22 protein-coding genes are annotated in these 23,296 nt (G+C 74.7%); 5 read left to right on the forward strand and 17 right to left on the reverse strand.

Annotation, left to right across the window (positions count from 1 at the left end; translation table 11 throughout):
• Positions 1-54 precede the first annotated feature (54 nt).
• Positions 55-1,455, reverse strand: a complete 1,401-nt coding sequence (gene xylB, locus MODMU_RS15045) for a xylulokinase (RefSeq protein ID WP_014741162.1) — start codon at positions 1,453-1,455, stop codon at positions 55-57.
• A gap of 1 nt (position 1,456) precedes the next feature.
• Positions 1,457-2,644 carry a xylose isomerase gene (gene xylA / locus MODMU_RS15050; RefSeq protein ID WP_014741163.1) on the reverse strand — a complete coding sequence of 396 codons (1,188 nt, stop codon included), beginning with the start codon at positions 2,642-2,644 and terminating at the stop codon, positions 1,457-1,459.
• A gap of 113 nt (positions 2,645-2,757) precedes the next feature.
• Here xylA and MODMU_RS15055 point away from each other — a divergent pair, with 113 nt between their 5' ends.
• Positions 2,758-3,960, forward strand: a complete 1,203-nt coding sequence (locus MODMU_RS15055; protein WP_014741164.1) for an ROK family transcriptional regulator — start codon at positions 2,758-2,760, stop codon at positions 3,958-3,960.
• Positions 3,961-3,968: 8 nt separating this feature from the next.
• On the opposite strand, the gene MODMU_RS15060 is transcribed toward MODMU_RS15055, so the two are convergent.
• The 3 genes from MODMU_RS15060 to MODMU_RS15070 are packed head-to-tail and all read right to left on the reverse strand — an operon-like array spanning position 3,969 to position 7,079.
• A complete protein-coding gene (locus MODMU_RS15060; protein ID WP_014741165.1) occupies positions 3,969-4,886 on the reverse strand; it encodes a carbohydrate ABC transporter permease in 918 nt (305 codons plus the stop codon).
• Entirely contained in the window at positions 4,883-5,761 is an 879-nt protein-coding gene (locus tag MODMU_RS15065) for a carbohydrate ABC transporter permease (RefSeq protein WP_014741166.1), read from the reverse strand. Before MODMU_RS15065 ends, MODMU_RS15060 begins: the two co-directional genes overlap by 4 nt.
• A gap of 31 nt (positions 5,762-5,792) precedes the next feature.
• Positions 5,793-7,079, reverse strand: coding sequence for an extracellular solute-binding protein (locus MODMU_RS15070; protein WP_014741167.1), 1,287 nt, complete (start codon positions 7,077-7,079; stop codon positions 5,793-5,795).
• A 323-nt stretch (positions 7,080-7,402) separates the two neighbouring features.
• Between MODMU_RS15070 and MODMU_RS15075 the strand changes: the two genes are divergently transcribed.
• Together MODMU_RS15075 and MODMU_RS15080 are read left to right on the forward strand one after the other, a co-directional pair.
• Entirely contained in the window at positions 7,403-8,401 is a 999-nt protein-coding gene (locus tag MODMU_RS15075) for a LacI family DNA-binding transcriptional regulator (protein ID WP_014741168.1), read from the forward strand.
• Between the two features lie 88 nt (positions 8,402-8,489).
• Positions 8,490-10,847, forward strand: a complete 2,358-nt coding sequence (locus MODMU_RS15080; RefSeq protein WP_014741169.1) for a beta-xylosidase/alpha-l-arabinosidase — start codon at positions 8,490-8,492, stop codon at positions 10,845-10,847.
• Positions 10,848-10,921: 74 nt separating this feature from the next.
• Here the strand turns inward: MODMU_RS15080 and MODMU_RS15085 are convergent, their stop codons facing one another.
• From MODMU_RS15085 to MODMU_RS15110, 6 genes are all read right to left on the reverse strand, one after another.
• Entirely contained in the window at positions 10,922-11,764 is an 843-nt protein-coding gene (locus tag MODMU_RS15085) for a pseudouridine synthase (protein WP_014741170.1), read from the reverse strand.
• 152 nt (positions 11,765-11,916) lie between these two features.
• Positions 11,917-12,813 (reverse strand): SMC-Scp complex subunit ScpB, encoded by an 897-nt coding sequence (gene scpB / locus MODMU_RS15090; RefSeq protein ID WP_014741171.1) that lies wholly within the window; start codon positions 12,811-12,813, stop codon positions 11,917-11,919.
• Entirely contained in the window at positions 12,810-13,640 is an 831-nt protein-coding gene (locus MODMU_RS15095; RefSeq protein ID WP_014741172.1) for a segregation and condensation protein A, read from the reverse strand. The genes scpB and MODMU_RS15095 overlap by 4 nt, the downstream gene beginning before the upstream one ends.
• A complete protein-coding gene (locus MODMU_RS15100) occupies positions 13,637-13,990 on the reverse strand; it encodes a hypothetical protein (RefSeq protein ID WP_014741173.1) in 354 nt (117 codons plus the stop codon). Before MODMU_RS15100 ends, MODMU_RS15095 begins: the two co-directional genes overlap by 4 nt.
• Before the next feature lie 104 nt (positions 13,991-14,094).
• Positions 14,095-14,610 carry a hypothetical protein gene (locus MODMU_RS15105; RefSeq protein WP_014741174.1) on the reverse strand — a complete coding sequence of 172 codons (516 nt, stop codon included), beginning with the start codon at positions 14,608-14,610 and terminating at the stop codon, positions 14,095-14,097.
• A gap of 73 nt (positions 14,611-14,683) precedes the next feature.
• Entirely contained in the window at positions 14,684-15,547 is an 864-nt protein-coding gene (locus tag MODMU_RS15110; RefSeq protein WP_014741175.1) for a ParA family protein, read from the reverse strand.
• Positions 15,548-15,769: 222 nt separating this feature from the next.
• On the opposite strand from MODMU_RS15110, the gene MODMU_RS15115 reads away from it, so the two are divergent.
• A complete protein-coding gene (locus tag MODMU_RS15115; protein WP_014741176.1) occupies positions 15,770-16,504 on the forward strand; it encodes an arginase family protein in 735 nt (244 codons plus the stop codon).
• A 2-nt stretch (positions 16,505-16,506) separates the two neighbouring features.
• On the opposite strand, the gene xerD is transcribed toward MODMU_RS15115, so the two are convergent.
• The 4 genes from xerD to MODMU_RS15135 form a co-directional block, all read right to left on the reverse strand.
• Positions 16,507-17,496 (reverse strand): site-specific tyrosine recombinase XerD, encoded by a 990-nt coding sequence (xerD, locus tag MODMU_RS15120; protein ID WP_166503508.1) that lies wholly within the window; start codon positions 17,494-17,496, stop codon positions 16,507-16,509.
• Positions 17,475-18,590, reverse strand: a complete 1,116-nt coding sequence (gene ald, locus MODMU_RS15125; RefSeq protein WP_014741178.1) for an alanine dehydrogenase — start codon at positions 18,588-18,590, stop codon at positions 17,475-17,477. Before ald ends, xerD begins: the two co-directional genes overlap by 22 nt.
• Positions 18,591-18,746: 156 nt before the next feature.
• Complete coding sequence (locus MODMU_RS15130; RefSeq protein ID WP_014741179.1) at positions 18,747-19,286, reverse strand: dihydrofolate reductase family protein; 540 nt, start codon at positions 19,284-19,286, stop codon at positions 18,747-18,749.
• Positions 19,283-20,221, reverse strand: coding sequence for a helix-turn-helix domain-containing protein (locus MODMU_RS15135; RefSeq protein WP_014741180.1), 939 nt, complete (start codon positions 20,219-20,221; stop codon positions 19,283-19,285). The genes MODMU_RS15130 and MODMU_RS15135 overlap by 4 nt, the downstream gene beginning before the upstream one ends.
• A gap of 122 nt (positions 20,222-20,343) precedes the next feature.
• Here MODMU_RS15135 and MODMU_RS15140 point away from each other — a divergent pair, with 122 nt between their 5' ends.
• Positions 20,344-20,982, forward strand: a complete 639-nt coding sequence (locus MODMU_RS15140) for a hypothetical protein (protein WP_014741181.1) — start codon at positions 20,344-20,346, stop codon at positions 20,980-20,982.
• Here the strand turns inward: MODMU_RS15140 and MODMU_RS15145 are convergent.
• Complete coding sequence (locus MODMU_RS15145; RefSeq protein ID WP_041796844.1) at positions 20,975-21,388, reverse strand: GlcG/HbpS family heme-binding protein; 414 nt, start codon at positions 21,386-21,388, stop codon at positions 20,975-20,977. The genes MODMU_RS15140 and MODMU_RS15145 overlap by 8 nt on opposite strands.
• A 44-nt stretch (positions 21,389-21,432) precedes the next feature.
• Entirely contained in the window at positions 21,433-23,238 is a 1,806-nt protein-coding gene (locus MODMU_RS15150; protein ID WP_014741183.1) for a protein kinase domain-containing protein, read from the reverse strand.
• Positions 23,239-23,296: the final 58 nt, after the last annotated feature.

The following is a 23,296-nucleotide window of genomic DNA, read 5'->3' on the forward strand; positions in this document are numbered from 1 at the left end:
CTCCTTCTCGTGCCTCCTCCCCGCGGCAGTGCGGGCAGGTCGTGCAGGGGTGGGTCAGGTCCGGTCGGCGGTGAGGTCGCGGACCTCGGCGTACCGCTCACGGACGTGCGGGACCGGGTCGGCCTCGTAGGTCTCGGTGCTCGTGGCCGGCCAGACTGGCGGGGTCTCCCCACCGGCCAGCACCCAGGCGGCCTGCCGGGCGGCGCCGTCGGCGACGTACTCCCCCGGCGGCGGCACGAGCACCGGCACCCCCAGGACGGCGGGCGCGACCCGGCGGACAGCCTCGGACCGGGCGCCGCCGCCGACCAGGAACACCCGGCGGACCGGGTTGCCCAGCGCGGCGATCGCCTCCAGCCCGTCGGCCAGCCCGCACAGCAGCCCCTCGACCGCCGCGCGCGCCAGGTACGCGGGCTCGGCGGTGCTGAGCGTCAGGCCGTGCACCGCGCCGGTGGAGCGCGGCCGGTCCGGGGTCCGCTCGCCCTCCAGGTAGGGCACCAGCACCAGCCCGCCGGACCCGGCCGGCGCGGACAGGGCCAGCCGGGACAGCTCGTCGTGGTCGACGCCGAGCAGCCGGGCGGTCGCGTCCAGCACCCGGGCCGCGTTGAGCGTGACCGCCAGCGGCAGGAAGTTGCCGGTGGCGTCGGCGAACCCGGCGACCGTGCCGGACGGGTCGGCGCTGGGGGTGGTCGAGACGGTGGAGACGACGCCCGAGGTGCCGATCGAGACGACGACGTCACCGGGCTCGGCGTTGATGCCCAGCGCGGCCGCGGCGTTGTCCCCGGTGCCCGGGCCGAGCACCGCACCCCCGCCGGCCACCACGCCGGCCTGCTCGGCCGGGCCGAGCACCCGGGGCAGCACCGGCGTGCTGCCGAAGGCGCGCTCCAGCAGGTCGGGCCGGTACTCCCCGGTCATCGGCGACCAGTAGCCGGTGCCGCTCGCGTCGCCGCGGTCGGTGACCAGCGCGTCGAGGCCCGGGGTCCCGGCCAGCTGCCAGGTCAGCCAGTCGTGCGGCAGGCACACCGCCGCCGTCCGGGCCGCGTTGGCCGGCTCGTGCTCGGCCAGCCAGCGCAGCTTGGTCACCGTGAACGAGGCGACCGGCACCAGGCCGACCGCGTCGGCCCAGGCCTGCCCGCCACCCAGCTCCGCGGTCAGGTCGGTCGCGGCCTGCGCCGACCGGGTGTCGTTCCACAGCAGCGCCGGCCGCACCACCGCGCCATCGACGTCCAGGCAGACCATCCCGTGCTGCTGCCCGCCGACAGCGACCGCCGCGACGTCGGCGAGGCCACCGGCCTCGCCGAGCGCCGTCTGCAGTGCTGCCGCCCAGGCGGCGGGGTCGACCTCCGTGCCGTCCGGGTGCGACGCCCGGCCCTCGCGGACCAGGGCGCCGGTCCCGGCGTCCCGGACGACGACCTTGCACGACTGGGTCGACGAGTCGACCCCCGCCACCAGGGTCATGTCAGCGCGCGCCGAGCAGGTGCTCGATCATCAGCTGGTCGATCCGGGTGACGCCGGCACCGCGCTGGGCCACCGTCTCGGCGTCGAAGTCCTCCAGCGCCGAGCGGTCGGCCAGCAGCTCCTCGTAGCCGCCCTCGCCCACGGTGGGCGTGCGCAGGTCCGGGACCTTGGCGGCGGCCAGCGCCTCCTGCACCTCGGGGTCGGCGCGGAAGGCCGCAGCCCGCTCCTTGAGCAGCAGGTAGGTGCGCATGTTCGCGGCGGCCGAGCGCCACACGCCGTCCATGTCCTCGGTGCGCAGCGGCTTGTAGTCGAAGTGCCGCGGGCCGTCGTAGGTCGGGCCTCCTGTGAGGCTGCCGTTCTCCAGCAGGTCGACGGTGGAGAAGGCCTGCAGCAGGTCGCCGTGGCCGAACACCAGGTCCTGGTCGAACTTCGGCCCGTGCTGGCCGTTGAGGTCGATGTGGAAGAGCTTGCCCAGCCAGATCGCCTCGGCGATGCCGTGGGTGTAGTTCAGGTTCGCCATCTGCTCGTGGCCGACCTCGGGGTTGATCCCGACGAGGTCCTTGTGCTGCAGCCGGGAGATGAAGGCGATCGCGTGCCCGATGGTGGGCAGGAAGATGTCGCCGCGCGGCTCGTTGGGCTTGGGCTCCAGGGCGAAGCGCAGGCCGTAGCCGCGGTCCTCCGAGTACTGCGCCAGGGTGTCGATCGCCTCGGCGTAGCGGTCCAGCGAGGCGAGGAGGTCCTTGGCCACGTCGACCTCGGCGCCCTCGCGGCCGCCCCACAGCACGTAGGTCTTCGCGCCCAGCTCGGCCGCCAGGTCCATGTTGCGCATGACCTTGCGCATCGCGAAGCGGCGCACCTCGCGGTCGTTGGCGGTCAGCCCGCCCTCCTTGAACACCGGGTGGGTGAACAGGTTCGTCGTCACCATCGGCACGACCAGGCCGGTCTCGTCCAGCGCTGCGCGGAAGCGCTTGATCCGCTCGTCGCGGGCGGTGGTGTCGCTGCCGAAGGGGATGACGTCGTCGTCGTGGAAGGTGACCCCGTAGGCGCCCATCTCGGCGAGCTTGTGGATGGACTCGACCACGTCGACCTCGGGACGGGTGGCGTCACCGAACGGGTCGCGGGCCTGCCAGCCCACGGTCCACAGGCCGAAGCTGAACTTGTCCTCGGGGGTCGGCTGCAGGGTGCTCATCGGTGAGTTCCTCTCGCGGGGTGCGGGGAGTGGGGAGCGGGAACGCGTCGCCCACCCGGACGATCTTTTGTTCTGTCTCGAAACATAAGGCAGGGAGCGGCTAACCTCAAGCGGTGACACAGCGACTGGCCGGGGCGCCGAGCAGTGCCCGGCAGTCGACCGTCCGGACGACGAACCTGGGTCTGGTGCTGCGCACGGTCTGCGCCGCCGACGGGCCGCTGTCGCGCGCCGACGTCGCCGCCGTCACCGGGGTGACCCGGGCGACCGCGGCCCGGCTGGTCGACGAGCTGGTGGCCGCCGGGCTGCTGGACGAGGTGGAGCGTGAGCTGCTCCCCCGCCGTGGCCGGCCGGCCACGCCGCTGGTCCCCGGCGCCCGCTTCGCCGCGCTGGGGCTGCAGGCCGACGCCGGGCTGCTCGCCGCCCGGGTGGTCGACCTCCGCGGCCGGGTGGTCGCCGAGCGGGTCGAGCCCGGCGACCTGCGCGGCAGCGACCCCGCGGTCGCGCTCGAAGCGCTGGGCGCGCTGGCCACCGACGTCCTCGCCGGGCTGCCGGCCGACGCCTGCCTGGTCGGGGCCGGGCTGGCACTGCCCGGCGTGGTGGACGCCGACGCCGGCGTGCTGCTGCGCGCGCCGAACCTCGGCTGGTCCGACCTGCGCCCGGGGCCGCTGCTGGCGCCGTTCGTGCCGGCCGGCCTGGACGTCGTCCCCGGCAACGAGGCCGACCTGGCAGCCCGCACCGTCGCCGAGGAGGCACCGGGCCGGGCCGGGCCGCACCGCGACTTCGTCTACCTGTCGGGTCAGATCGGCATCGGCGGTGCCGTCGTCCTCGGCGGCCGGGTGACCGGCAGCTCCGGCTGGGCCGGCGAGGTGGGCCACGTGTGCGTCGACCCCGACGGCCCGGCCTGCAGCTGCGGCTCCACCGGCTGCCTGGAGCTCTACGCCGGCCGGCACGCGCTGCTCCGCGCCGCCGGGCTGCCGCTGGACGCCCCGCCCGGCGACCTGGTCCGGCTGGCCGCCGAGGGCGACCCGGCGGCGGTCGCCGCGCTGGACGCCGGCGCGTGGGCCCTCGGCGTGGCCCTGGCCGGCGTGGTCAACGTGGTGGGCATCCCGACCGTCGTCCTGGGCGGGCACCTGGCGGAGCTCGCCGACCTGCTCCGCCCGGCGCTCGAGGAGCACCTGGCCCGCCGGGTCCTGTCCGCCCGGTGGCGCCGACCGCGGGTGGTCAGCGTCCCGGGCCCGCCGGCGGCCGGCGCGAGCGGCGCCGCCCTGCAGGCGCTGGACGACGTCCTCACCGATCCGGCCCGCCAGCTGGGCTGACCCGGCCGTCACTTCCCGAAGCCGGCGGTGAGGCCGCTGAGCAGGTACCGGCGGCCGAACAGGTAGACGAAGAAGATCGGCAGCAGCGACAGGGTGACCGCGGCCAACAGCCCCGGCACGTTGGTGCCGAACTGGCTCTGGAAGGTCGTCAACCCGACCGTCAGCGTGCGCTGGTCCGACGACTGGGTGAGCACCAGCGGGAACAGGAAGCCGTTCCAGGCGCCCATCGCGGTGAACACCGCGACCGTGGTGATCGCCGGGCGGGCCAGCGGCAGCACCAGGTGGCGCAGCGTGCCGAACGCCCCGGCCCCGTCGAGGGTCTGCGCCTCGTACAGCTCGTTCGGGATGTCCCGCAGGCTGTTGGTCATCACCAGCAGCGACACCGGCAGCGCGAAGGCCGCGGTCGGCAGGATGATCGCCAGCAGGGTGTCGTACAGGTGCAGCTGGTTGATCAGCAGGTACACCGGGATGATCGTCGCCTGCGCGGGCACCGCCAGGCCGATGAGCATGACCGAGAAGCCCCGCTGCACCACCGGCCCGGCGTTGCGGGCCACGGCGTAGGCCGCCGGCACCGTCAGCGCGACCACGATGGCGACGGTGCCCAGCGTGACCACGATGTTGTTGACGAAGTACCGGCCGAACCCACCGGTGAAGACCGACTCGTAGTTCTCCAGCGTCGGGTTGCCCGGCGGCTTCAGCGGGTTGTCGGTCAGGTAGTCCTGCCGGGTCCGGAAGCTGCCGTTGACCATGTAGTAGAGCGGCACCAGGACCAGCAGCAGCCAGATGACCGACAGCACGCCGGCCAGCCAGTTCGGGCGCTCCCGGCCGACGCGGCGGCGCCGGGCCGGCGCGGTGGTGACCGGGCCGGCGGGCTCGGTGGAGGCCGGCACCCGCGCCATCGGGGTGCCGGACTGGGTGAGGCTCACAGGCCCTCCTGCTGGCTGGTCATGGCCCGGAAACCGGTGAGCCGGGTGACGGCGAGCGAGAGCGCCGCGCCCAGCACCAGCAGCAGGACCGCGATCGTGCTGGCGTAGCCGAACTCGAAACCGCTGAAGCCGACCTGGTACATGTACAGCGGCGCGATGCGGGTGGCCGTGCCGGGCCCGCCGTTGGTCAGGATGAGGATCGTGTCGAAGGTGGTCACCGAGCCGACCAGCATGAGCACGGTCGAGGTGATCACCGTGTAACGCAGCAGCGGCAGGGTGATCCGGAAGAACTGCTTGTACCGGCCGGCGCCGTCAATGGTCGCCGCCTCGTAGATCGACACCGGGATCCCCCGGGCCGCCGATTGGTACAGCAGCGTGTGGAACGGCACGAACTGCCAGGTCAGCACCCAGGCCACCGTGTAGACCACGATCGAGGGGTCACCGAGGAAGTTGAACCGGTCCAGCAGCGGCAGCTGCTGGGTCAGCCCGAAGTTCGGGTCGAGCACCGAGTTCCACAGCAGCGCGATCGCCGCGGTGGAGAGCAGCACCGGCAGGAAGAAGATCGAGCTCAGGACGGCGCGGTTGCGCTGCCGGCCGGCCGCCCAGACCCCGATCACCAGTGCGATCGGGGTCTGGACGACCCAGCCGAGGACCATGAACACCAGCGTCAGCCCCAGCGAGTGCCGCACCTCGGGGTCGGAGAACAGGCGTGACCAGTTCCCTGCCCCGGACGGCGACGGGAACCCGAAGCCGTCCCAGTCGGTGAAGCTGAGGTAGACGACCAGCACCATCGGCAGGACGGCGAAGACCCCGAAGAAGGTCAGCGCCGGTGCCAGGTACCAGCCGGAGGGACGTTCGCGCCCCTTGGCAGCCATGTCAGGTCCTCTGTGTCGTGGTGCGGGTCGCTCAGCCGGCCAGGGCGGAGACGAAGCCCTCCGGCGTCTGGTCGCCCAGGAAGAAGTTCTGCAGCTCGGTGAGCATCTTGGTCGCCACGTCGGCCTGCAGGTCCTGGTCCCAGGAGAGCTGGAAGTTCTGCGCGTTCGCCACCTGGTCGTAGATGGTGGTGGTGTAGTCGGCGTTGTCGCCGGCGGCCAGCTGGTCGCGGACCCCGGTGATCGGCATGACGTCGCCGGCCTTGACCAGGTCGGACACGTACGTCTCGTCGGTCAGCGCCGTCTTCACGTACTCCTCGGCGGCCTCCTTGGCGTCGGAGTCCTTGGTGATGGAGTAGAAGTTCGACACGTTGCCGACCAGGTTCGACGGGTCGCCCTTGCCGCCGGTGACCGCCGGGAAGGGGCCGTAGCCCAGGTTGCCGGCGTTGACGAAGTCCGGGCTCTGGCCGAGCTGGTTGGTGAACTCCCACGAGCCCATCAGGTGGAACCCGGCCTGGCCCTGGGCCAGGATCGTCGACGCGCCGCCGACGTCATAGCCGACCGAGGCGAAGTCGTCACCGAAGGCCCCGGCGTCGATGAGCTCCTTGAGCATGGTCATCGCCTCGAGGACCTCCGGCTGCGCCCAGCCGCCGTTCTTGCCGTCCCGGATGTTCTGGAAGACCTCCGGGCCGCCGACGCGGTCGAGCAGGTACTCCGCCCACATCAGCTCGGTCCACGACTGCGAACCGGCCAGCGCGATCGGGGTGATGCCCTTGGCCTTCAGCGCGGCGACGTCGGCGAGCAGGTCGTCCCAGGTCGCCGGGGAGCCGTCGATGCCGGCCGAGGCCAGCACCTCCTTGTTGTTGAACAGCAGCACCGGCTGGACACCGCGCATCGGCAGGCCGTACTGCTTGCCGTCGATCTCGGCGCCGGCGAGCACGCTGGGCAGGAAGGCGTCCCGCAGCTCGGGGTTCTCGTCGAGCATCGGGGTGAGGTCCTCGATCTTGCCCGCGTCGACGTACTCCTTGAGGTTGCCGCCACCCCAGTTGAAGAACACGTCGGGGGCGTTGGCCGAGTTGATCGCGGTGCGCAGCCGCTGCTTGTACGGGTCGTTGCCGAAGGTCTGCAGCTCGGCCTCGCCGACCTCCGAGGACTCGTTGAAGCGGTCGATCGAGGCCTGCTCGATCGGGTTCAGGGTGGTGTCCTGGAGGGCCCAGATCTGCGCGGCGTCACCGCCGCCGCCACCGCCTCCGCTGGGGCCGGAGGAGCCGCAGGCGGCCAGCGAACCGGCCAGGACGAGGGTCGTGGCCGAGACGGCCACACGAGACAAGCGTCGGGGGGACATCCCACCGCCACCTTCCTGTTTCGTCGTTGAAAACCGAAAGTTTCGAGCAGTTGCGAGAACGTAAGCCACGTCACCAGCGGGTGTCAACGGCGGCGGCACGACGCGCCGCAGCATCACTTTTCTGTGTCCTGACGCCCAACGTCGTCGCCGACCGTGGTGGCGGATGGACTACCGGATCTTCGAAAGTTTCGATACGGTCCTCCCACGCCGACAGTGACGCCGGCCTGACGACCCTCCCCGGGTGCGGCAGGCTCGACCCGCAGCAGCCGGCACCCATCGAGGAGCGGAGGGCCGTCGCAGTGCCACCCCACGAGCTGGGCCGACCGACGCTGGCGAGCATCGCCGCCGCCGCGGGCGTCTCGCTGCCCACCGTGTCCAAGGTGGTCAACGGCAAGCTGGACGTCGCCCCGTCCACCCGCGCGCACGTGCTGCAGCTGCTGGAGGAGCACAACTACGTCCCGGTCACCCGCAAGGCGCCGACCGACGTCCTGGTCGACGTCGTCTTCACCGCGCTGGACAGCCCGTGGGCGGTGGAGATCCTGCGCGGGGTGACCGAGAGCGGCCTGGAGGTCGTGGTCTCCAACCAGTCGCGCTCCTCGGACAAGGACTGGGTCCAGTCGCTCATCGCCGGCGGACGCCGCGGCGCCCTGGTGGTCACCTCCCGGCTGACCGCGGTCGACCAGCGCCGGCTGGGCCGCTCGAAGCTGCCGGTCGTCGTCATCGACCCGGTCGACATGCCCGGGCAGGACGTGCCGAGCGTCGGGGCGACCAACTGGGCCGGCGGGCTCGCCGCCACCGAGCACCTGGTCGAGCTGGGCCACCGGCGGATCGCGGTGATCGGCGGCCCGCAGGACTACCTGTGCAGCCGCGCCCGGATCGACGGCTACCGGGCCGCGCTCGAGCGCGCCGGCATCGCCGTCGACCCCGCCCTGGTCCGGCACGGCACCTTCCACCACGAGGGCGGCTACGACCAGGCCCGCGCCCTGCTCGAGCTGCCCGACCCGCCGACCGCCGTCTTCGCCGGCAGCGACGAGCAGGCCTTCGGCGTCATGGAGGCCGCCCGGCAGGCCGGCCTGTCGGTGCCGCACGACCTGAGCGTCGTCGGCTTCGACGACCTGCCGATGGCCCGCTGGTCCTCCCCGCCGCTGACCACGGTGCGCCAGCCGCTGGCCGACATGGGCCGGATGGCCGGCCGGATGCTGCACGAGCTGATCACCGGCGGCGAGCTGGCCAGCCAGCGCGTCGAGCTGGCCACCCACCTCGTCCCGCGCGCCTCGACCGCGCCCCCGCGCCGCTGACCGACCTGCTGCTCCTTCCCCCGCCGTCCCACCGGCGCTGATCCACCGCGCCGCCCCGGCGCCCCGACGACTCCCAGGAGCCCTCCCCGTGACCGAAGCCCAGTCCCCGCCTGCCCTCGACCCGGCCGCCGCCGCCGTCTGGCGCGACCCGGCGCGTCCGGTGGCCGAGCGGGTGCGCGCCCTGATGGACGTCATGACGCTGGAGGAGAAGGTCGCCCAGCTCTACGGCGTCTGGACGGCGATCTCCGACGGCGAGGAGGTCGCCCCCAACCAGCACGAGTTCGCTGAGCCGCTGCCGCCGTGGGAGGAGCTGACCCGGCCCGGGCTCGGGCAGCTGACCCGGGTGTTCGGCACCGGGCCGGTGGAGCCGGCGATCGGGGCGAAGGTGCTGGCCCAGACCCAGCGCGGCATCGTGGAGAACTCGCGGCTGGGCATCCCGGCGATCGCCCACGAGGAGTGCCTCACCGGCTTCACCGCCTGGGGCGCGACGGTGTTCCCGACGCCGCTGGCCTGGGGCGCCTCGTTCGACCCGGCGACCGTGCGGGCGATGGCCACCGGGATCGGTGAGGTGATGCGCTCGGTCGGCGTCCACCAGGGGCTCTCCCCCGTGCTCGACGTCAGCTTCGACCACCGCTGGGGCCGCACCGAGGAGACCATCGGCGAGGACCCGTACCTGGTCGCCGCGCTCGGCTCGGCCTACACCCGCGGGCTGGAGGACGCCGGCATCGTCGCGACGCTCAAGCACTTCGCCGGCTACTCCGGCTCCGGCGCCGGCCGCAACCACGCACCGGTCCGGCTGGGCCCGCGCGAGTTCGCCGACGTCGTGCTGCCGCCGTTCGAGACCGCACTGCGCGAGGGCGGTGCCCGGTCGGTGATGAACAGCTACGCCGCGGTCGACGGGGTGCCCGCCGGGGCGGACCCCGCGCTGCTGACCGACCTGCTGCGCGGCCGGCTGGGCTTCGACGGCGTCGTGGTCGCCGACTACTTCGCCGTCTCGTTCCTGGAGACGACGCAGGGCGTGGCCGGCTCCCCCGCCGAGGCCGCAGTGGCCGCGCTGACCGCGGGCATCGACGTCGAGCTGCCGACCGTGCGCTGCTACGGCGAGCCGCTGCTGGAGCTGCTGCGCACCGGCGAGGCCTCGGTGGAGCTGGTGGACCGGGCGCTGGAGCGGGTGCTGCGGCAGAAGGTCGAGCTGGGCCTGCTCGACCCCGGCTGGGACGCCGAGCCCGCGGCGTTGCGGTCCGCGGACGAGCTGGACCTCGACCCGCCGGCGATGCGCGAGCTGGCCCGGACCCTCGCCGAGCGGTCGGTCGTGCTGCTCGACGACCGCGCCGGGGTGCTGCCGCTGCAGGAGCCGGCGTCGATCGCCGTCGTCGGCCCGTGCGCGGACGACGTGCTGGCGCTGATGGGCTGCTACGCCTTCCCGAACCACGTCGGCGTGCAGCACCCCGGCATGCCGCTGGGCATCGAGCTGCCGACCCTGCTGGACCGGGTGCGGGCCGAGTTCCCGGCCGCGCAGGTCGGCTACGCGCTCGGCTGCCCGGTGCAGGAGCCGGACACCAGCCACATCGCCGCGGCCGTGTCCGCCGCCGCGGACGCCGACGTCGTGCTGGCCGTGCTCGGCGACCGGGCGGGCCTGTTCGGCCGCGGCACCTCGGGCGAGGGCTGCGACGCCGACGACCTGCGGTTGCCCGGCGCCCAGGCGGAGCTGCTGGACGAGCTGCTCGAGACCGGCAAGCCGGTGGTGGTCGTGCTGCTCACCGGGCGCCCCTACGCGTTGGGCGACGTGGTGGACCGCGCTGCGGCGATCGTGCAGGCCTTCTTCCCGGGCGAGGAGGGTGCAGGCGCGGTCGCCGGCGTGCTCAGCGGCCGGGTGAACCCCTCCGGCCGGCTGCCGGTGCAGGTCGCCCGGACGCCGGGCGGCTCCCCCGCCACGTACCTGAGCCCGACGCTGGGCCGGAAGAGCGGGATCAGCGCGGCCGACCCGACGCCGTGCTTCCCGTTCGGGCACGGGCTGTCCTACACGTCGTTCGAGTGGTCCGACCTCGAGGTGTCCGGCGACGGCGAGTGGGCCTCCGACGGGGCGGTCACCGTCTCGTGCACGGTGCGCAACACCGGGGCGCGCGAGGGTGCCGACGTCGTCCAGCTGTACCTGCACGACCCGGTGGCCAGCGTGGTGCGGCCGGTGCGCCAGCTCGTGGGGTTCGCCCGGGTGCCGCTGGCGGCCGGCGCCGCGGCGCGGGTGACGTTCACCGTGCACGCCGACCGCACCTCGTTCACCGGCCGCGACCTGCAGCGCGTGGTCGAGTGCGGGGACGTCGTCCTGCAGCTGGGGGCCTCGAGCGAGGACCTGCGGCTGGAGGCGCCGCTGCGGCTGACCGGCGGCGACCGGGTCGTCGGCGCGGACCGGGTGCTGACGACGCCGGTGGAGGTCACCCCGCTCTGAGCTGGCCGAGCTCTGCAGGTTTCGGCGCCGAACCTTGATGCGGTTTCGGCGCCGAGACCTGGAGTGGGTCCCCGCTACAGGCCGACGAGCTCGTGCAGGGCGCCGACCTCCGAGCGGGTGAGCTTGCGGATCGTCCCGGTGCGCATCCGGGCCAGCTCGATCGGACCGACCGCGGTGCGGGTGAGCCGGTTGACCGGCAGCCCGACCTCGGCGAGCAGCCGCCGGACGATGTGCTTGCGGCCCTCGTGCAGGACGATCTCCACCACGGACTGGCCGGCGTGGGTGTCCATCAGGTCGAAGGAGTCGACGGCGACCGGGCCGTCCTCCAGCTCGATGCCGTTGCGCAGCCGGCGCCCGAGGTCCCGCGGCACCGAGCCGCTGACCTGCGCGAGGTAGGTCTTCTTGACCTCGTAGGAGGGGTGCGCCAGCCGGTGGGCGAGCTCGCCGTCGGTGGTGAGCAGCAGCAGGCCCTCGGTGTCCTGGTCCAGCCGGCCGACGTGCACCAGGCCGGCGGCGAGGTCGCCCATCATGTCGCCGACGGTGGGGCGGCCGCGGTCGTCGCTCATCGCGGTGATGACGCCGAACGGCTTGTTCATCGCGTAGGTGATCTTGTCGTTCTTGATGTCGATCCGGCGGCCGTCGATGGCGATGACCGCGGTTTCCGGGTCGACCCGCATGCCCTGGACGGTGACGACCTTGCCGTTCACGCTGATCCGGCCCTCGTCGATCATGTCCTCGCACACCCGGCGGGAGCCGACGCCGGCGCGGGCCAGCACCTTCTGCAGCCGCTCACCCGGGCGGTCGTCGTCGGGCTCGGCGGCCTGGGCGTCGCGGGGGTGCAGCGGTGCGAGTTCCATGTCCTCGGACCAGCCCTCGCCGCCCTCGGTGGTGGACTCGTCGTCAGGGGTGGTGTTCATCCCCGCCATTCTCCCACCTCCCCGCAGCGACGATCACCACGCTGCACCCCGCCTCCCACCGTGGCCCCCCTCCACCAGAAGCGTGCCTCTGGTCGACGCCCCCACCGCCAGGTGCGTGCTCTCTCGGCGGAGGACGGCGGGGTCCGCGGAGGTCAGGCGTCCGGGTGCTCGTCGAGGAGGGAACCGGCGTCCGGCATCAGCGGCGCCAGCTCGGGCAGCTCGTCCAGGCCGGTCAGCCCAAGCCGCTCCAGGAACAGCGGCGTCGTGACGTACAGCCCGCCGCCGGTGTCCGGGTCCGATCCGGCCTCCCGGATCAGCCCGCGCGAGGTCAGCGTGCGCACCACCGCGTCCACCCCCACCCCGCGGATCGCCGACACCCGCGCCCGGGTCACCGGCTGCCGGTACGCGATGACGGCCAGGGTCTCCAGCGCCGCCTGGGTGAGCCGGTTGCGCTGCCCCCCGAGCAGGTGCCGCTCGACGACCGGGGCGTGCTCCTCCCGGGTGTACAGCCGCCACCCCTCCCCCACCCGGCGGAGCACGATCCCGGCCCGCCGCTCGTCGTAGCCGGCGGCCAGCGCCGCCAGCTCGCGGCGCACCTGCGGCACCGGGCAGCGCAGTGCGTCGGCGAGGGTCACCTCGTCGACCGGCGCGTCCACCACGAACAGCAGCGCCTCCAGGCCGCCGCGGAGCACCGCCGGGTCCGCGTCGAGGCCGAGGGCGAGCTCCTCCTGCACCGGGGCGTCGTCCGGCGCAGCCTCCTCCACCGGGGCCTCCGGCTCGGGTACCACCTCCAGCTCCACCGGTGGGGCCGCCGGCGCCCGGCCGAACGACAGCGCCGGCGCCTCCTCGACCGTCGCCGCCTCCTCCGCGGCCGCGGGGTCGGCAGCAGCCGGCAGGTCCGCCGGGGCGCCCAGCCCGGCGGCCAGCTGGCGGGCGACGACGTCCCAGCCCTCCGCGGGCAGCGCCTCGTCGTCCTCCAGCCCGGCGGCCACCTCCGCGGCGATGGCATCCCAGGAGAACGGACGCGGCTGCTCCGGCTCGTCGCTCACTCGTACTCCTCCAGGTCGTCCGCGATGGCCGCCTCGATCTCCTCCGGCAGCCGGCCGCCGATCAGCTGCGGCCCGGTCCACCGCACGTGCAGCTCGCCCAGCGGCGTCACCTGGTCGAAGGTGACCAGCTGCTGCCGGTAGAGCTCCAGCAGCGCGAGGAACCGGGCGACCACCTCCAGGGTGTGCGCGCAGTCGCTGCTCAGCGAGCGGAAGGTCGCCGTCCCCGCCGTCGCGATCCGGCCGCGGACCAGCACCAGCTGCTCGGTGACGCTCACCGCCGGGGCGTGCAGGTGCGAGACGCTCACCGTCGGCGGCGGCTTCGGGGTCAGCGCCTCCATCGCCAGCGCGGCGAACTGCTCCGGCGTGACGCCGAGCAGCACCTCGGGCAGCAGCTGGGCGAAGCGCGGCTCCAGCGCCACGTCGCGGGGGAACCGGCGGGCGGCCTCCGCCTCCCGGCGGCGCAGGAACTCCGCGGCCCGCTTGTAGGCGCGGTACTGCAGCAGCCGGGCGAACAGCAGGTCGCGCGCCTCCAGGACGGCGAGGTCGTCCTCGTCCTCGACGTCGGCGGCGGGCAGCAGTCGGGCGGCCTTGAGGTCCAGCAGCGTGGAGGCGACGACGAGGAACTCGCTGGCCTGGTCCAGGTCCAGCTGGTCGCCGAGGGCGTGCAGGTGGGCGATGAACTCGTCGGTGACGGTGGACAGCGCGATCTCGGTGACGTCGAGCTTGTGCCGGCCGATCAGCTGCAGCAACAGGTCGAACGGGCCCTCGAAGTTGGCCAGCCGGACGGTGAACCGCCCGTTGCCGACCTCCTGGGGCTCCGCCGTCACGTCCGGTGCCCGCGGTGACGGCGCGGCCACTGCAGACCTCCGGAGGTGATGAGCAGCGGCTCGCTGACGTCACGGGTGGCGACGACCTCGTCGACGTGCACCAGCAGCAGGTCGAACCCGGCCGACTCGACGCTCTGGTCAGGCCCCAGGAGGTCGCGGCACTCCCCGCCGAGCCACGTCACCGCCGATGCCAGGTCCGGCTCGCTGACCACCAGTCGGACTGGCTCGTCCACGTCGTCGGACCGCTGGGTGAGGGTCACCGTCCGGTTCGCGCCGTACTCGACGTCCAGCGGCCGTCCGTCGAGGCGCAGCCGACGGATCAGCTCCTCGACGTACGGCAGGCCGGCCACGCCTCCAGCCTAGGTCGGGCGTGACGGGTTGATCATCGGCGAACGGCGGTGCGGCGCGCCGAGAGCCGCCACCGGATGCCGATGATCAACGGGAGAGGCGAGTCCTACTTGCGCAGGCGGCGGACCAGGACGGAGTCCTCGCCGTGCACCTCGAGGTCGGCCAGCACCACGGCGATCGCCTCACGGACGATGCGGCCACGGTCGGCGGCCACGCCGTGCTGACCGCGCAGCGCCAGCCGCGCCGTCTCCAGGGCCAGCAGCTCGTCGGCCGAGCAGTAGACGGTGATCTTCTCCTCGTGCTTGGCGCGCCCCCGGGAGCCGGTCGCCCGGGTCACCTGCTTGGGCGCTGCCGCGGGCAGCGTCGACCGGTGCGCGGCCAGCTCGTCGACGACGATCCGCGGCGCACCGCCGGCCACGTCGGGCACCAGGCTCAGCGGCGGGGTGGTGGCCTGCGGCTCGTCATCGTCCGCAGCGGCCCGGGACGCGCTGGAGCGCAGCGCGGGTGAGGACTGGGCGGCCGCGAGGGTCGACAGCTCGGTGACCGGCGCGGGCGAGGGCGCCGCGACGTCGGTCCGGCGGAACAGCTCGGCGGCACCCGGCAGCACGGGGCGGCGCGTCACGCGTCCACCTCGCTGACGCTCGGCATCCCCGCGACGCGGCGAGCTGTGCACATCGGTGAGCTCGCGAGCTCGCTCACAGTGCGATGACCTCCTTGGCGAGATCGCGGTACGCCGCAGCGCCCGACGACGTGGGGGCCCACTGGGTGATCGGCTGCCCGGCCACCGTGGTCTCCGGGAACCGCACCGTGCGGCTGATGACGGTCTGGAACACGGTGTCGCCGAAGGCCTCGACGACCCGGCTGAACACCTCGCGGCAGTGCACCGTCCGCGTGTCGTACATGGTGGCCAGGATCCCGTCGATCTCCAGCGACGGGTTCAGCCGCTCCTTGACCTTGTCGATCGTGTCCACGAGCAGCGCCACCCCGCGCAGCGAGAAGAACTCGCACTCCAGCGGGATGATCACGCCCTGCGCGGCGGTGAGCGCGTTGACCGTCAGCAGCCCGAGCGAGGGTTGGCAGTCGATGAGCACGTAGTCGTACTCGTCGCGGACCGAGGCGAGCACCCGCATCAGGGTCTGCTCGCGGGCGACCTCGCTGACCAGCTGCACCTCGGCGGCGGACAGGTCGATGTTGCTGGGCACCAGGTCCAGGCCGGCGATGTCGGTGGCCACCCGGACGTCGGCCAGCGTCGTCCGCGGCTCCATCAGGGCGTTGTAGATCGTCCGGTCCAGGTGCTGGGAGGGGATGCCGAGGCCCACCGACAGCGCACCCTGCGGGTCCAGGTCGACCAGCAGCACGCGGCGGCCCTGCTCGACCAGCGCGGCGCCCAGGTTGATGGTCGACGTGGTCTTCCCGACGCCGCCCTTCTGGTTGCACATGGCGATGATCCGGGCCGGACCGTGCTGCGTGATCGGCTTCGGGTCGGGCAGCTTGCGCTGCCGCGCCTTGGCGGGGTCGACCCGGCTCGTCGGGATGCCCATCTCGGCGTCGCCCGCCATGGCCCCTCCGCGCGGGAGCGCGACGGCGGACGCCGCCGCCTCGGCTCGTGTCGACATCGTCTGCGCCTCTTCCCTGGGTGCTGAGCGGACCGTGGACCGGGTGCGGTCCGCGGCAGGAGCGCGCACGACCGGCGGTGGGGAAGCCGCCGACCCGTTCTCCCACCTCTCTTCTCGGCAGGGTCCGCGGCGACCGTGACCGGAACGCGGAGGAAACTCGTGACCATGGAGCTGCTGGTCGTCCCCTACCACCTCGACGAGCGCCTCGACCCCTTCGACCTGGGCGTCCCCGCCGACCGCGAGGTGACCGCCGAGCTCCCGCCCGGCGACCCGTGGAGCCGGATGGCAGCGCTGTACGAGCAGGTCGCGGACGCCGTCGGCGGCGGCGGGGTCGTCGTCGCGTCCGGGGACTGCACCACCGGCCTCGGGGTGCTGGCCGGGCTGCAGCGGGCCGGGCGGGACCCGGCCGTCGTCTGGTTCGACGCGCACGCCGACTTCCACACCGCCGCCACCACCACCTCCGGCTACCTCGGCGGCATGCCGCTGGCCCTCGCCGTCGGCCGCGGCGACCTGGCCCTCCCGGCGGCGCTGGGCCTGCGGCCGGTCGCGGAGGACCGCGTGGTGCTGGTCGACGCGCGGGACACCGACCCCGGCGAGCACCAGCTGCTCAGCGGCTCGGCGGTCACCCGCACCACGGTGGCCGAGCTGACCGGCGTCGTCCCGGACGGCGACCTGTACGTGCACGTGGACGTCGACGTCAGCACCCCCGCCGAGGTCCCGGACCTGCTGTACCCGGCGGCCGGCGGGGTGCGGGTCGACGAGCTGCTCACCGCGGTCCGGGCGCTGGTCGCCACCGGCCGGGTCGTCGCGCTCGGCCTGGCCGCGACCTGGCACCACACCGCCGCGGCCCGCCCCGAGCACGCCGCGCTGGTCCGCGGGCTGCTGGCCGCCGCGCCCTGAGCTCAGCGCAACGCGCGGGGGTGGCTGGTCGCGTAGACCTCGCGCAGCCGCTCGACGGTGACCAGCGTGTAGACCTGGGTGGTGGTCACCGAGGCGTGGCCGAGCAGCTCCTGCACGACCCGGACGTCGGCACCGCCGTCGAGCAGGTGGGTGGCGAAGGAGTGCCGCAGCGTGTGCGGGGACAGCTCGGCGGGGATGCCGGCCCGCTCGGCGGCCTCCCGGAGGATCGTCCAGGCGCTCTGCCGGGACAGCGGCCCGCCGCGGGCGTTGAGGAACAGCGCTCCCCCGCGCACCCCGGCCCGGGCCTTGGTCGCCAGCGCCGGCCGGGCCCGCACCAGGTAGTCCTCGACGGCCCGGACGGCGTAGCTGCCGACCGGGACGACCCGCTCCTTGCCGCCCTTGCCGGCCAGCCGCACCGCCGCGGAGCCGAGGTCCAGGTCGTCGGCGGCGAGCCCGACCGCCTCGGAGATCCGGGCGCCGGTGCCGTACAGCAGCTCCAGCAGCGCCCGGTCCCGCAGCCCGCGGGGCCCCTCGACGGCCGCGGCGGCGGTCAGCAGCGCCTCGACCTGCTCGACCGGGATCGCCTTGGGCAGCCGGCGGGCCGGTGCCGGGGGCTTGACCTGGGCGGCGACGTCGTCGACGACCAGCCCGTCGAGCAGCGCGAACCGGTGCAGGCCGCGGACGGCGACCACCGCGCGGGCCGCCGAGGTCGCCGACAGCGGCGGGTGCTCGTCGTCCCCGGTGCGCAGCGCGACCAGGAACGCCGACACGTCGGACTCCCCCACCTCGCCCAGCCCCTCGACGCCGCCGGCGGTCAGGAACTCCGCGTACCGGCGCAGGTCGCGGCGGTAGGAGGCGATCGTGTTGCCGGCGAGACCGCGCTCGACGGTGAGGTGGTCCAGGTAGCCGGTGACCACCCGGTCGACGGCCGGGCCGGCGAGGGCGGTGGGGCGGGCCGGATCGAGCGCCGTCAGGACAGCACCTCCTGCCACGGCACCGCGGGCAGCCCGTGCGCCTCGGCGACGCCGGCGTGCACCAGCTGCCCGCGCGCGACGTTGGCGCCGCGGGCCAGCGCCGGGTCGGCTGCCAGCGCCGCCGCGGTACCGGAGTTGGCCAGCGCCAGCACGTAGGGCAGCGTGACGTTGGTCAGCGCGTAGGTCGAGGTGTGCGGCACCGCGCCGGGCATGTTCGCCACGCAGTAGAAGACCGACCCGTGGACGACGAACGTGGGGTCGTCGTGGGTGGTCGGCCGGCTGTCCTCGAAGCAGCCGCCCTGGTCGACGGCGATGTCCACGAGCACCGACCCGGGCTTCATCCGCGAGACCAGCTCGTTGCTCACCAGCGTCGGTGCCTTCGCGCCGGGCACCAGCACGGCGCCGATCACCAGGTCGGCGTCCAGCACCGCCCGCTCGACCTCGAGGGCGTTGGAGGCGACGGTCTGCAGGTGGCCGCGGTACAGCCGGTCGGCGCCGCGGAGCTTCTCCAGGTCGCGGTCCAGCACGGTGACCTGGGCCTGCATGCCCAGCGCGATCGTGGCCGCGTTCATCCCGGACACCCCGGCGCCCAGGACGACGACCTTCGCCGCGTGCACGCCGGACACCCCGCCCAGCAGCACCCCGCGCCCGCCGGAGGCCCGCTCCAGGGTGTGCGCACCGACCTGCGGCGCCATCCGCCCGGCGACCTCCGACATCGGGGCGAGCAGCGGCAGCGCACCGCCGTCGGTCTGCACCGTCTCGTAGGCGACCGCGGTCGTGCCGGAGGCGAGCAGCGCGTCGGTGCACGCGCGGGACGCGGCCAGGTGCAGGTAGGTGAACAGCGTCTGGTCGGCCCGCATCCGGCCGTACTCCTCGGCGACGGGCTCCTTGACCTTGAGCAGCAGGTCCGCCTCGCCCCACACGTCGTCGGCGGAGCCGAGGATCTTCGCCCCGGCCGCGGTGAAGTCCGCGTCCGGGATGGACGACCCGACCCCCGCGTCGTGCTCGACCAGCACGTCGTGCCCGGCGGCCACCAGCTCGGTCACCCCGGACGGGGTGAGCGCGACCCGGTACTCGCGGTTCTTGACCTCTCGAGCGACTCCGACCTTCATGTCCAGACCCCAGCTCCCGGTTCGGCGGGCGTCTCCGGGTTCTCCGGCGGCGCTCCTGTGGCAGGGCGGCCCGGTCAGGGCCGGCCTCGGCCGGAGTCTAGGCATGGCGGAGGTCACGTCGGTGCCCCTGCGGGCACCTCGGCCCGTCGCCGGCACTCAGCCGGGTGACGGCGTCCGCTCGACCGTGTACCGCACGCTCACCAGCTCCCCGTTGCGGGCGACCTCCTGCACGGCCAGCTCCACCCGGCGCGGCAGCAGCGGCGCACCGGCGCCGAGCGTCACCGGGGCGATCGAGACCACCACCTCGTCGAGCAGCCCGCGGTCGGCGAACTGGCCGGCGAGGTCCCCGCCGCCGACGATCCAGACGTCCCGGCCGGCCGCGGCGGCCACCATGTCGGCGTGCACCTGCGCCGGGTCCCCGGCGGTGAGCCGGAGGTCCGCGCCCGGCAGCAGTGGCAGGTCGCGGTGGGTGAACACCCACGCGGGCCGCTCCGGCGTCCACCCCGGCTCGTGCTCGCAGACCCACAGGTAGGTCGTCGCGCCCATCGCCAGGGCGCCCACGCCGGCGATGAAGCCGTCGTAGCCCATCGGCCCGTCGGCGTCGGTCTTCCGGCTGAGCAGCCAGTCCAGGGAGTTGTCGGGAGTGGCGATGAAGCCGTCCAGCGACGTGGCGGTGTAGTAGACGGTGCGGGTCACGAGGTCCTCCTCCTCGACCAGTCGATGGGGTCGCCGGCGTCCACCGGCACCCCGGCGTCCCGGAGCCAGTGCCGGGCCAGCTGCCGGCGGTGCGCGCCGAAGGTCAGCACGTGCGCGACCACGCTGCCCAGCACGAACGTCTCCGGCGGGTCGCACAGCGCGTCGACCAGCCGGTCGCCCCAGGCACCGCGCCGGGACACGTCCCGGACGACGGCCAGCCAGCGGGGCGCGGCCTCGTCGTGCCGGGCGAGCAGGGCGGCCGGGTCGTCCGCGCCGCGCGCCGGGTGGTCGGCGCCCTCGATGCAGGCCAGCCAGACCTCCGTCGTCCGGACCAGGTGCTCCAGCACGGCGGCCAGCGACTCCTCGGGGCCGTCCCAGCCGAGCACCTCCCAGCCCGGCGCGCGGGACCTCCGGTACTCGTCCTCGGGCACGCCCTTGGCCAGGTCGAGCAGCGCCCGGGTGTCCTCCAGCGCGTGGTACACCAGCAGCGCGGTGACCTCGTCGCCCCCGCGGGCGCCCTGCTCCCCGGTCACCCACAGCGAGGTGGGCGGGTGGAAGTGGACGCCGTTGGGCGCCGGCAGCCAGTGCCCGTCCCGGGTGGTCGGCCCCGGCGCGGCGGACCGGTGCCCGGGCGAGCGGCCGTAGGCCCGGGCGAACGCCCGGCTGAAGCCCTCCACCGACTCGTACCCGGCGGCGAACGCCACCTCGGTGACGCTGCGACCGGCCTGCAGCAGCCAGGCCGCGCGCTCCAGCTCCACCCGCCGGCGCAACGCCACCGGCGACTCCCCCGCACCCCTGGTCACCTGCCGGCTGAAGTGCCACGGCGAGGCGAAGGCGTCCCCCGCCATCTCGGTGAGCGTCCGGTTGTCCTCGGCCAGGACCGCGTCGAGCAGCTCGCGCAGCCGGTCCCGCCCGGTGGGCACGTCCTCGGTCATGGGAGGAGTCTCGCGGCTCGGGCCCGCTCCGCACCCGACCGTTCTTGCTCGGTCCGGATCGCCCGCCGCGCCGCGGTGCCGGACGATCCTCACGACCCGACCGCCCCCGAGGGAGCTGCCCGATGCGCCTGTACGCCGACCGACCCGACCACCGCACCCGTCAGCTGGCCGCCGACGCGGGCCTGCTGGCCTGGGCGGTGCTGTGGGTGCTGGTCGCCCGGGTGGTGCACGGGGCGGTGCTGGTGCTGGCCGAACCCGGCCGGGCCGTCGCCGACCTGGGCCGGTCGATCTCGGACTCGATGGACTCGGCAGCCGGCGCGGCCGACGGCGTCCCGCTGGTCGGCGACGAGCTGTCCGCGCCGTTCGGGGCGCTGAGCGACGCGGGCGGCTCGGTCACCGGCGCGGGCACCAGCGCCTCGGACGCCGTGCACACCCTGGCGGCGGTGCTGGCGGTCGTGCTGGTGGTGCTCCCGGTGGGCTGGCTGCTGGTCCGCTGGCTGCGCTGGCGCCTGGCCTGGCTGCGGGAGGCCACCGCCGCCGACCGGCTGCTGGCGCACGGGGCGGACGGCCTGCCCGACCTCGAGCTGCTGGCGGCCCGGGCGATGGCGACCGCCCCGCTGCCGCAGCTGGCCCGCCTGCCGGCCGGCACCGGGGCCGGCTGGCGGGCGGGCGACCCGGCCGCGCTCCGTGCGCTGGCCGGGCTGGAGCTCCGCCGGCTGGGCCTGCGGGTGCCCGAGGCGGACGGCGCCGGCGTCAGCTGAGGGTGTACCCGCTGGCGGTGACGGCGGCGGCGCAGACGTCCTCGTCCTGCTGGCCGGTGCCGCCGCTGCCGCCCAGCGCGCCGACCAGCCGGCCGTCGGAGTACACCGGCACCGCGCCGGTCTGCGGGGTGAACCGGCCGTGGGTCATCGTCGTCACCGCCGTGGCGAAGTTCGGCATCGGCTCCATCTTCGCCTTCTGGGCCGCGCTGGGCGCCCCGTAGGCCGCCGCCGTCCACGCCTTGCCCTGGGCCACGTCGGTCGAGATCCACGGGGCGCCGTCCATCCGGATCAGCGCCAGGAGGTGGCCGGCGGGGTCCATGACGGCGAAGGACATCGGCACGCCGAGCTTGGTGGACTCCTCGCGGGCGGCCTGCAGCAGGGACAGGGCCTGGTCATGTGTGAGCACCCGGCCACCCTCCACTGCTCCTCCCGCCGACGGCAACCCGGGGGTCAGCCGCCGGGCCGGCCGCCGCGGCCGGTCCAGCCGGCCGCCGGGGCCGAGCTCTGCCCGTCCTCCGGCGGCGCGGCCGAGGAGCTCCCGGCGGCGGACGACGCGGCGGCCGAGGACGTCGGTGCGGTCTCCGAGGAGGACGGCGCGGGAGACGAGGTCGGTGCTGTCGAGCCCGGGACCGAGTCGGAGGACGGGGCGGCGCTCTCGCCGGCGCTCTCCGACGGTGCGGCGTCCGTCGGCGTGGCGTCCGTCGGCGTGGCGTCCGTGGGCGCGCTCTCGGTGGGCGCGCTCCCGGTCGGGGTGCCGTCGGTGGGACCGGTGCTGGTCGACCCGGTGCCGGTCGGGCTGCCGGCCGCCGGGTCGCTCTGCGTCGCTGTCGTCCCGGGGGCGGCGGGCGTCGCCGGGGTGACCGGCGCCGGCCCGGCGTCGGTCACCGGTGCCTGCGTGGCGGCCTGCGTCGGTGCCTGGGTCGGCGGTGCGGCGGCCCCGGTGACCCCGGCAGCCGGGGCGTCCCCGACCGGGGCGCTGTCGGCCGGCGCGCCGTCGGCGAAGAAGACGGTCACGGCGTCCCCGGCGACCAGGGCCCGGCCGACCGGGTCGAGCTGCGTGACGCGCCCCGGGGCGACGTCGGGTGCGCTCTGCGGCTGCCGGTCCACGGCGAGCCCGAGCGCGGTCAGCTGGAGGGCGACGGCGTCGACCGGCCGGCCGACGTAGTCCTGGCCGTCGAGCTCGATGGTCGGCTGCTGCGGCTGCTCGGTCGCCGTGGCGTCCGGCGGCGTCCGGTCGTCGTCGCGGAGCACGCCCAGCCCGAGGACGGCGGCGACGCCGGCGAACAGCGCGCAGACCACCGGCAGCACCGTCCGCAGCCGCCGCCGGGACCGTGCCGGCCCGGCCGGCGGGCGGCGCCGCGCGAGCGCCGGGCGCTCGGTCAGCGGGACCGCCCGGGTGCCGGCCCCGTCCCTGGCCGGATCGCCGACGCGGACCCGGTCGAGGGCGGCCACGAAGGCGTCGCCGTCCGGGGGCCGCTCGCCAGGGTCCTTGGCCACGGCCTCGTCGACGAGCGCGCGGAGCCCGGCCGGGAGGTCGTCGGGCAGCGGCTCGGGCTCCTCGTTGACCTGCTTGAGCGCGACCGTCACCGGGTTGTCCCCGGCGAAGGCCGGCTCGCCGGTCAGGCACTCGTAGCCGACCAGGCCGAGGGAGTACACGTCGCTGGCCGGGGAGGGCTGGTGGCCCACCGCGATCTCCGGGGACAGGTACTGCGGCGTGCCCAGCACCTTCCCGGCCTCGGTGAGCGGCACGCTGCCCGCCGACCAGGCGATCCCGAAGTCGGTGATCTTCACCCGCTCGTCCGGCCCGACCAGGATGTTGCCGGGCTTGACGTCGCGGTGGACCATCCCGACGTGGTGGGCCTCGGCCAGGGCGGCGGCGGTCTGCCGGAGCACCGACATCGTCGCCTCGGGGCTGAGCGGCCCCTCCTCGCGCAGCAGCGTGGACAGCGGCGCGCCCTCGACCAGCTCCATCACCAGGTAGGCCAGGTGCTCGCCGCCGTCCTCCGGCGTCAGCTCGCCGTAGTCGTAGACGGCGGCGATGTTGGGGTGGCTGAGCGCCGCGGCGTGGGTGGCCTCGGCGCGGAACCGGGCGAGGAAGCTCGGGTCGCCGGTGTACTCGCTGCGCAGCAGCTTGACCGCGACCGGCCGGCCGAGCAGGGTGTCGCGGCCACGCCAGACCTCGCCCATCCCGCCGGAGGCGATCAACGAGTCCAGCTCGTAGCGGTCGCCCAGCACCCGCCTGCCCGGCTCGTCCACGCTGCTCGTCCCCCCGTTCCCCCTCCGGCACGCCGCAGCCGACCGGGTGCGTGACCCG

The sequence above is a fragment of the Modestobacter italicus genome (assembly GCF_000306785.1).
Taxonomy (GTDB): Bacteria; Actinomycetota; Actinomycetes; order Mycobacteriales; family Geodermatophilaceae; genus Modestobacter; species Modestobacter italicus.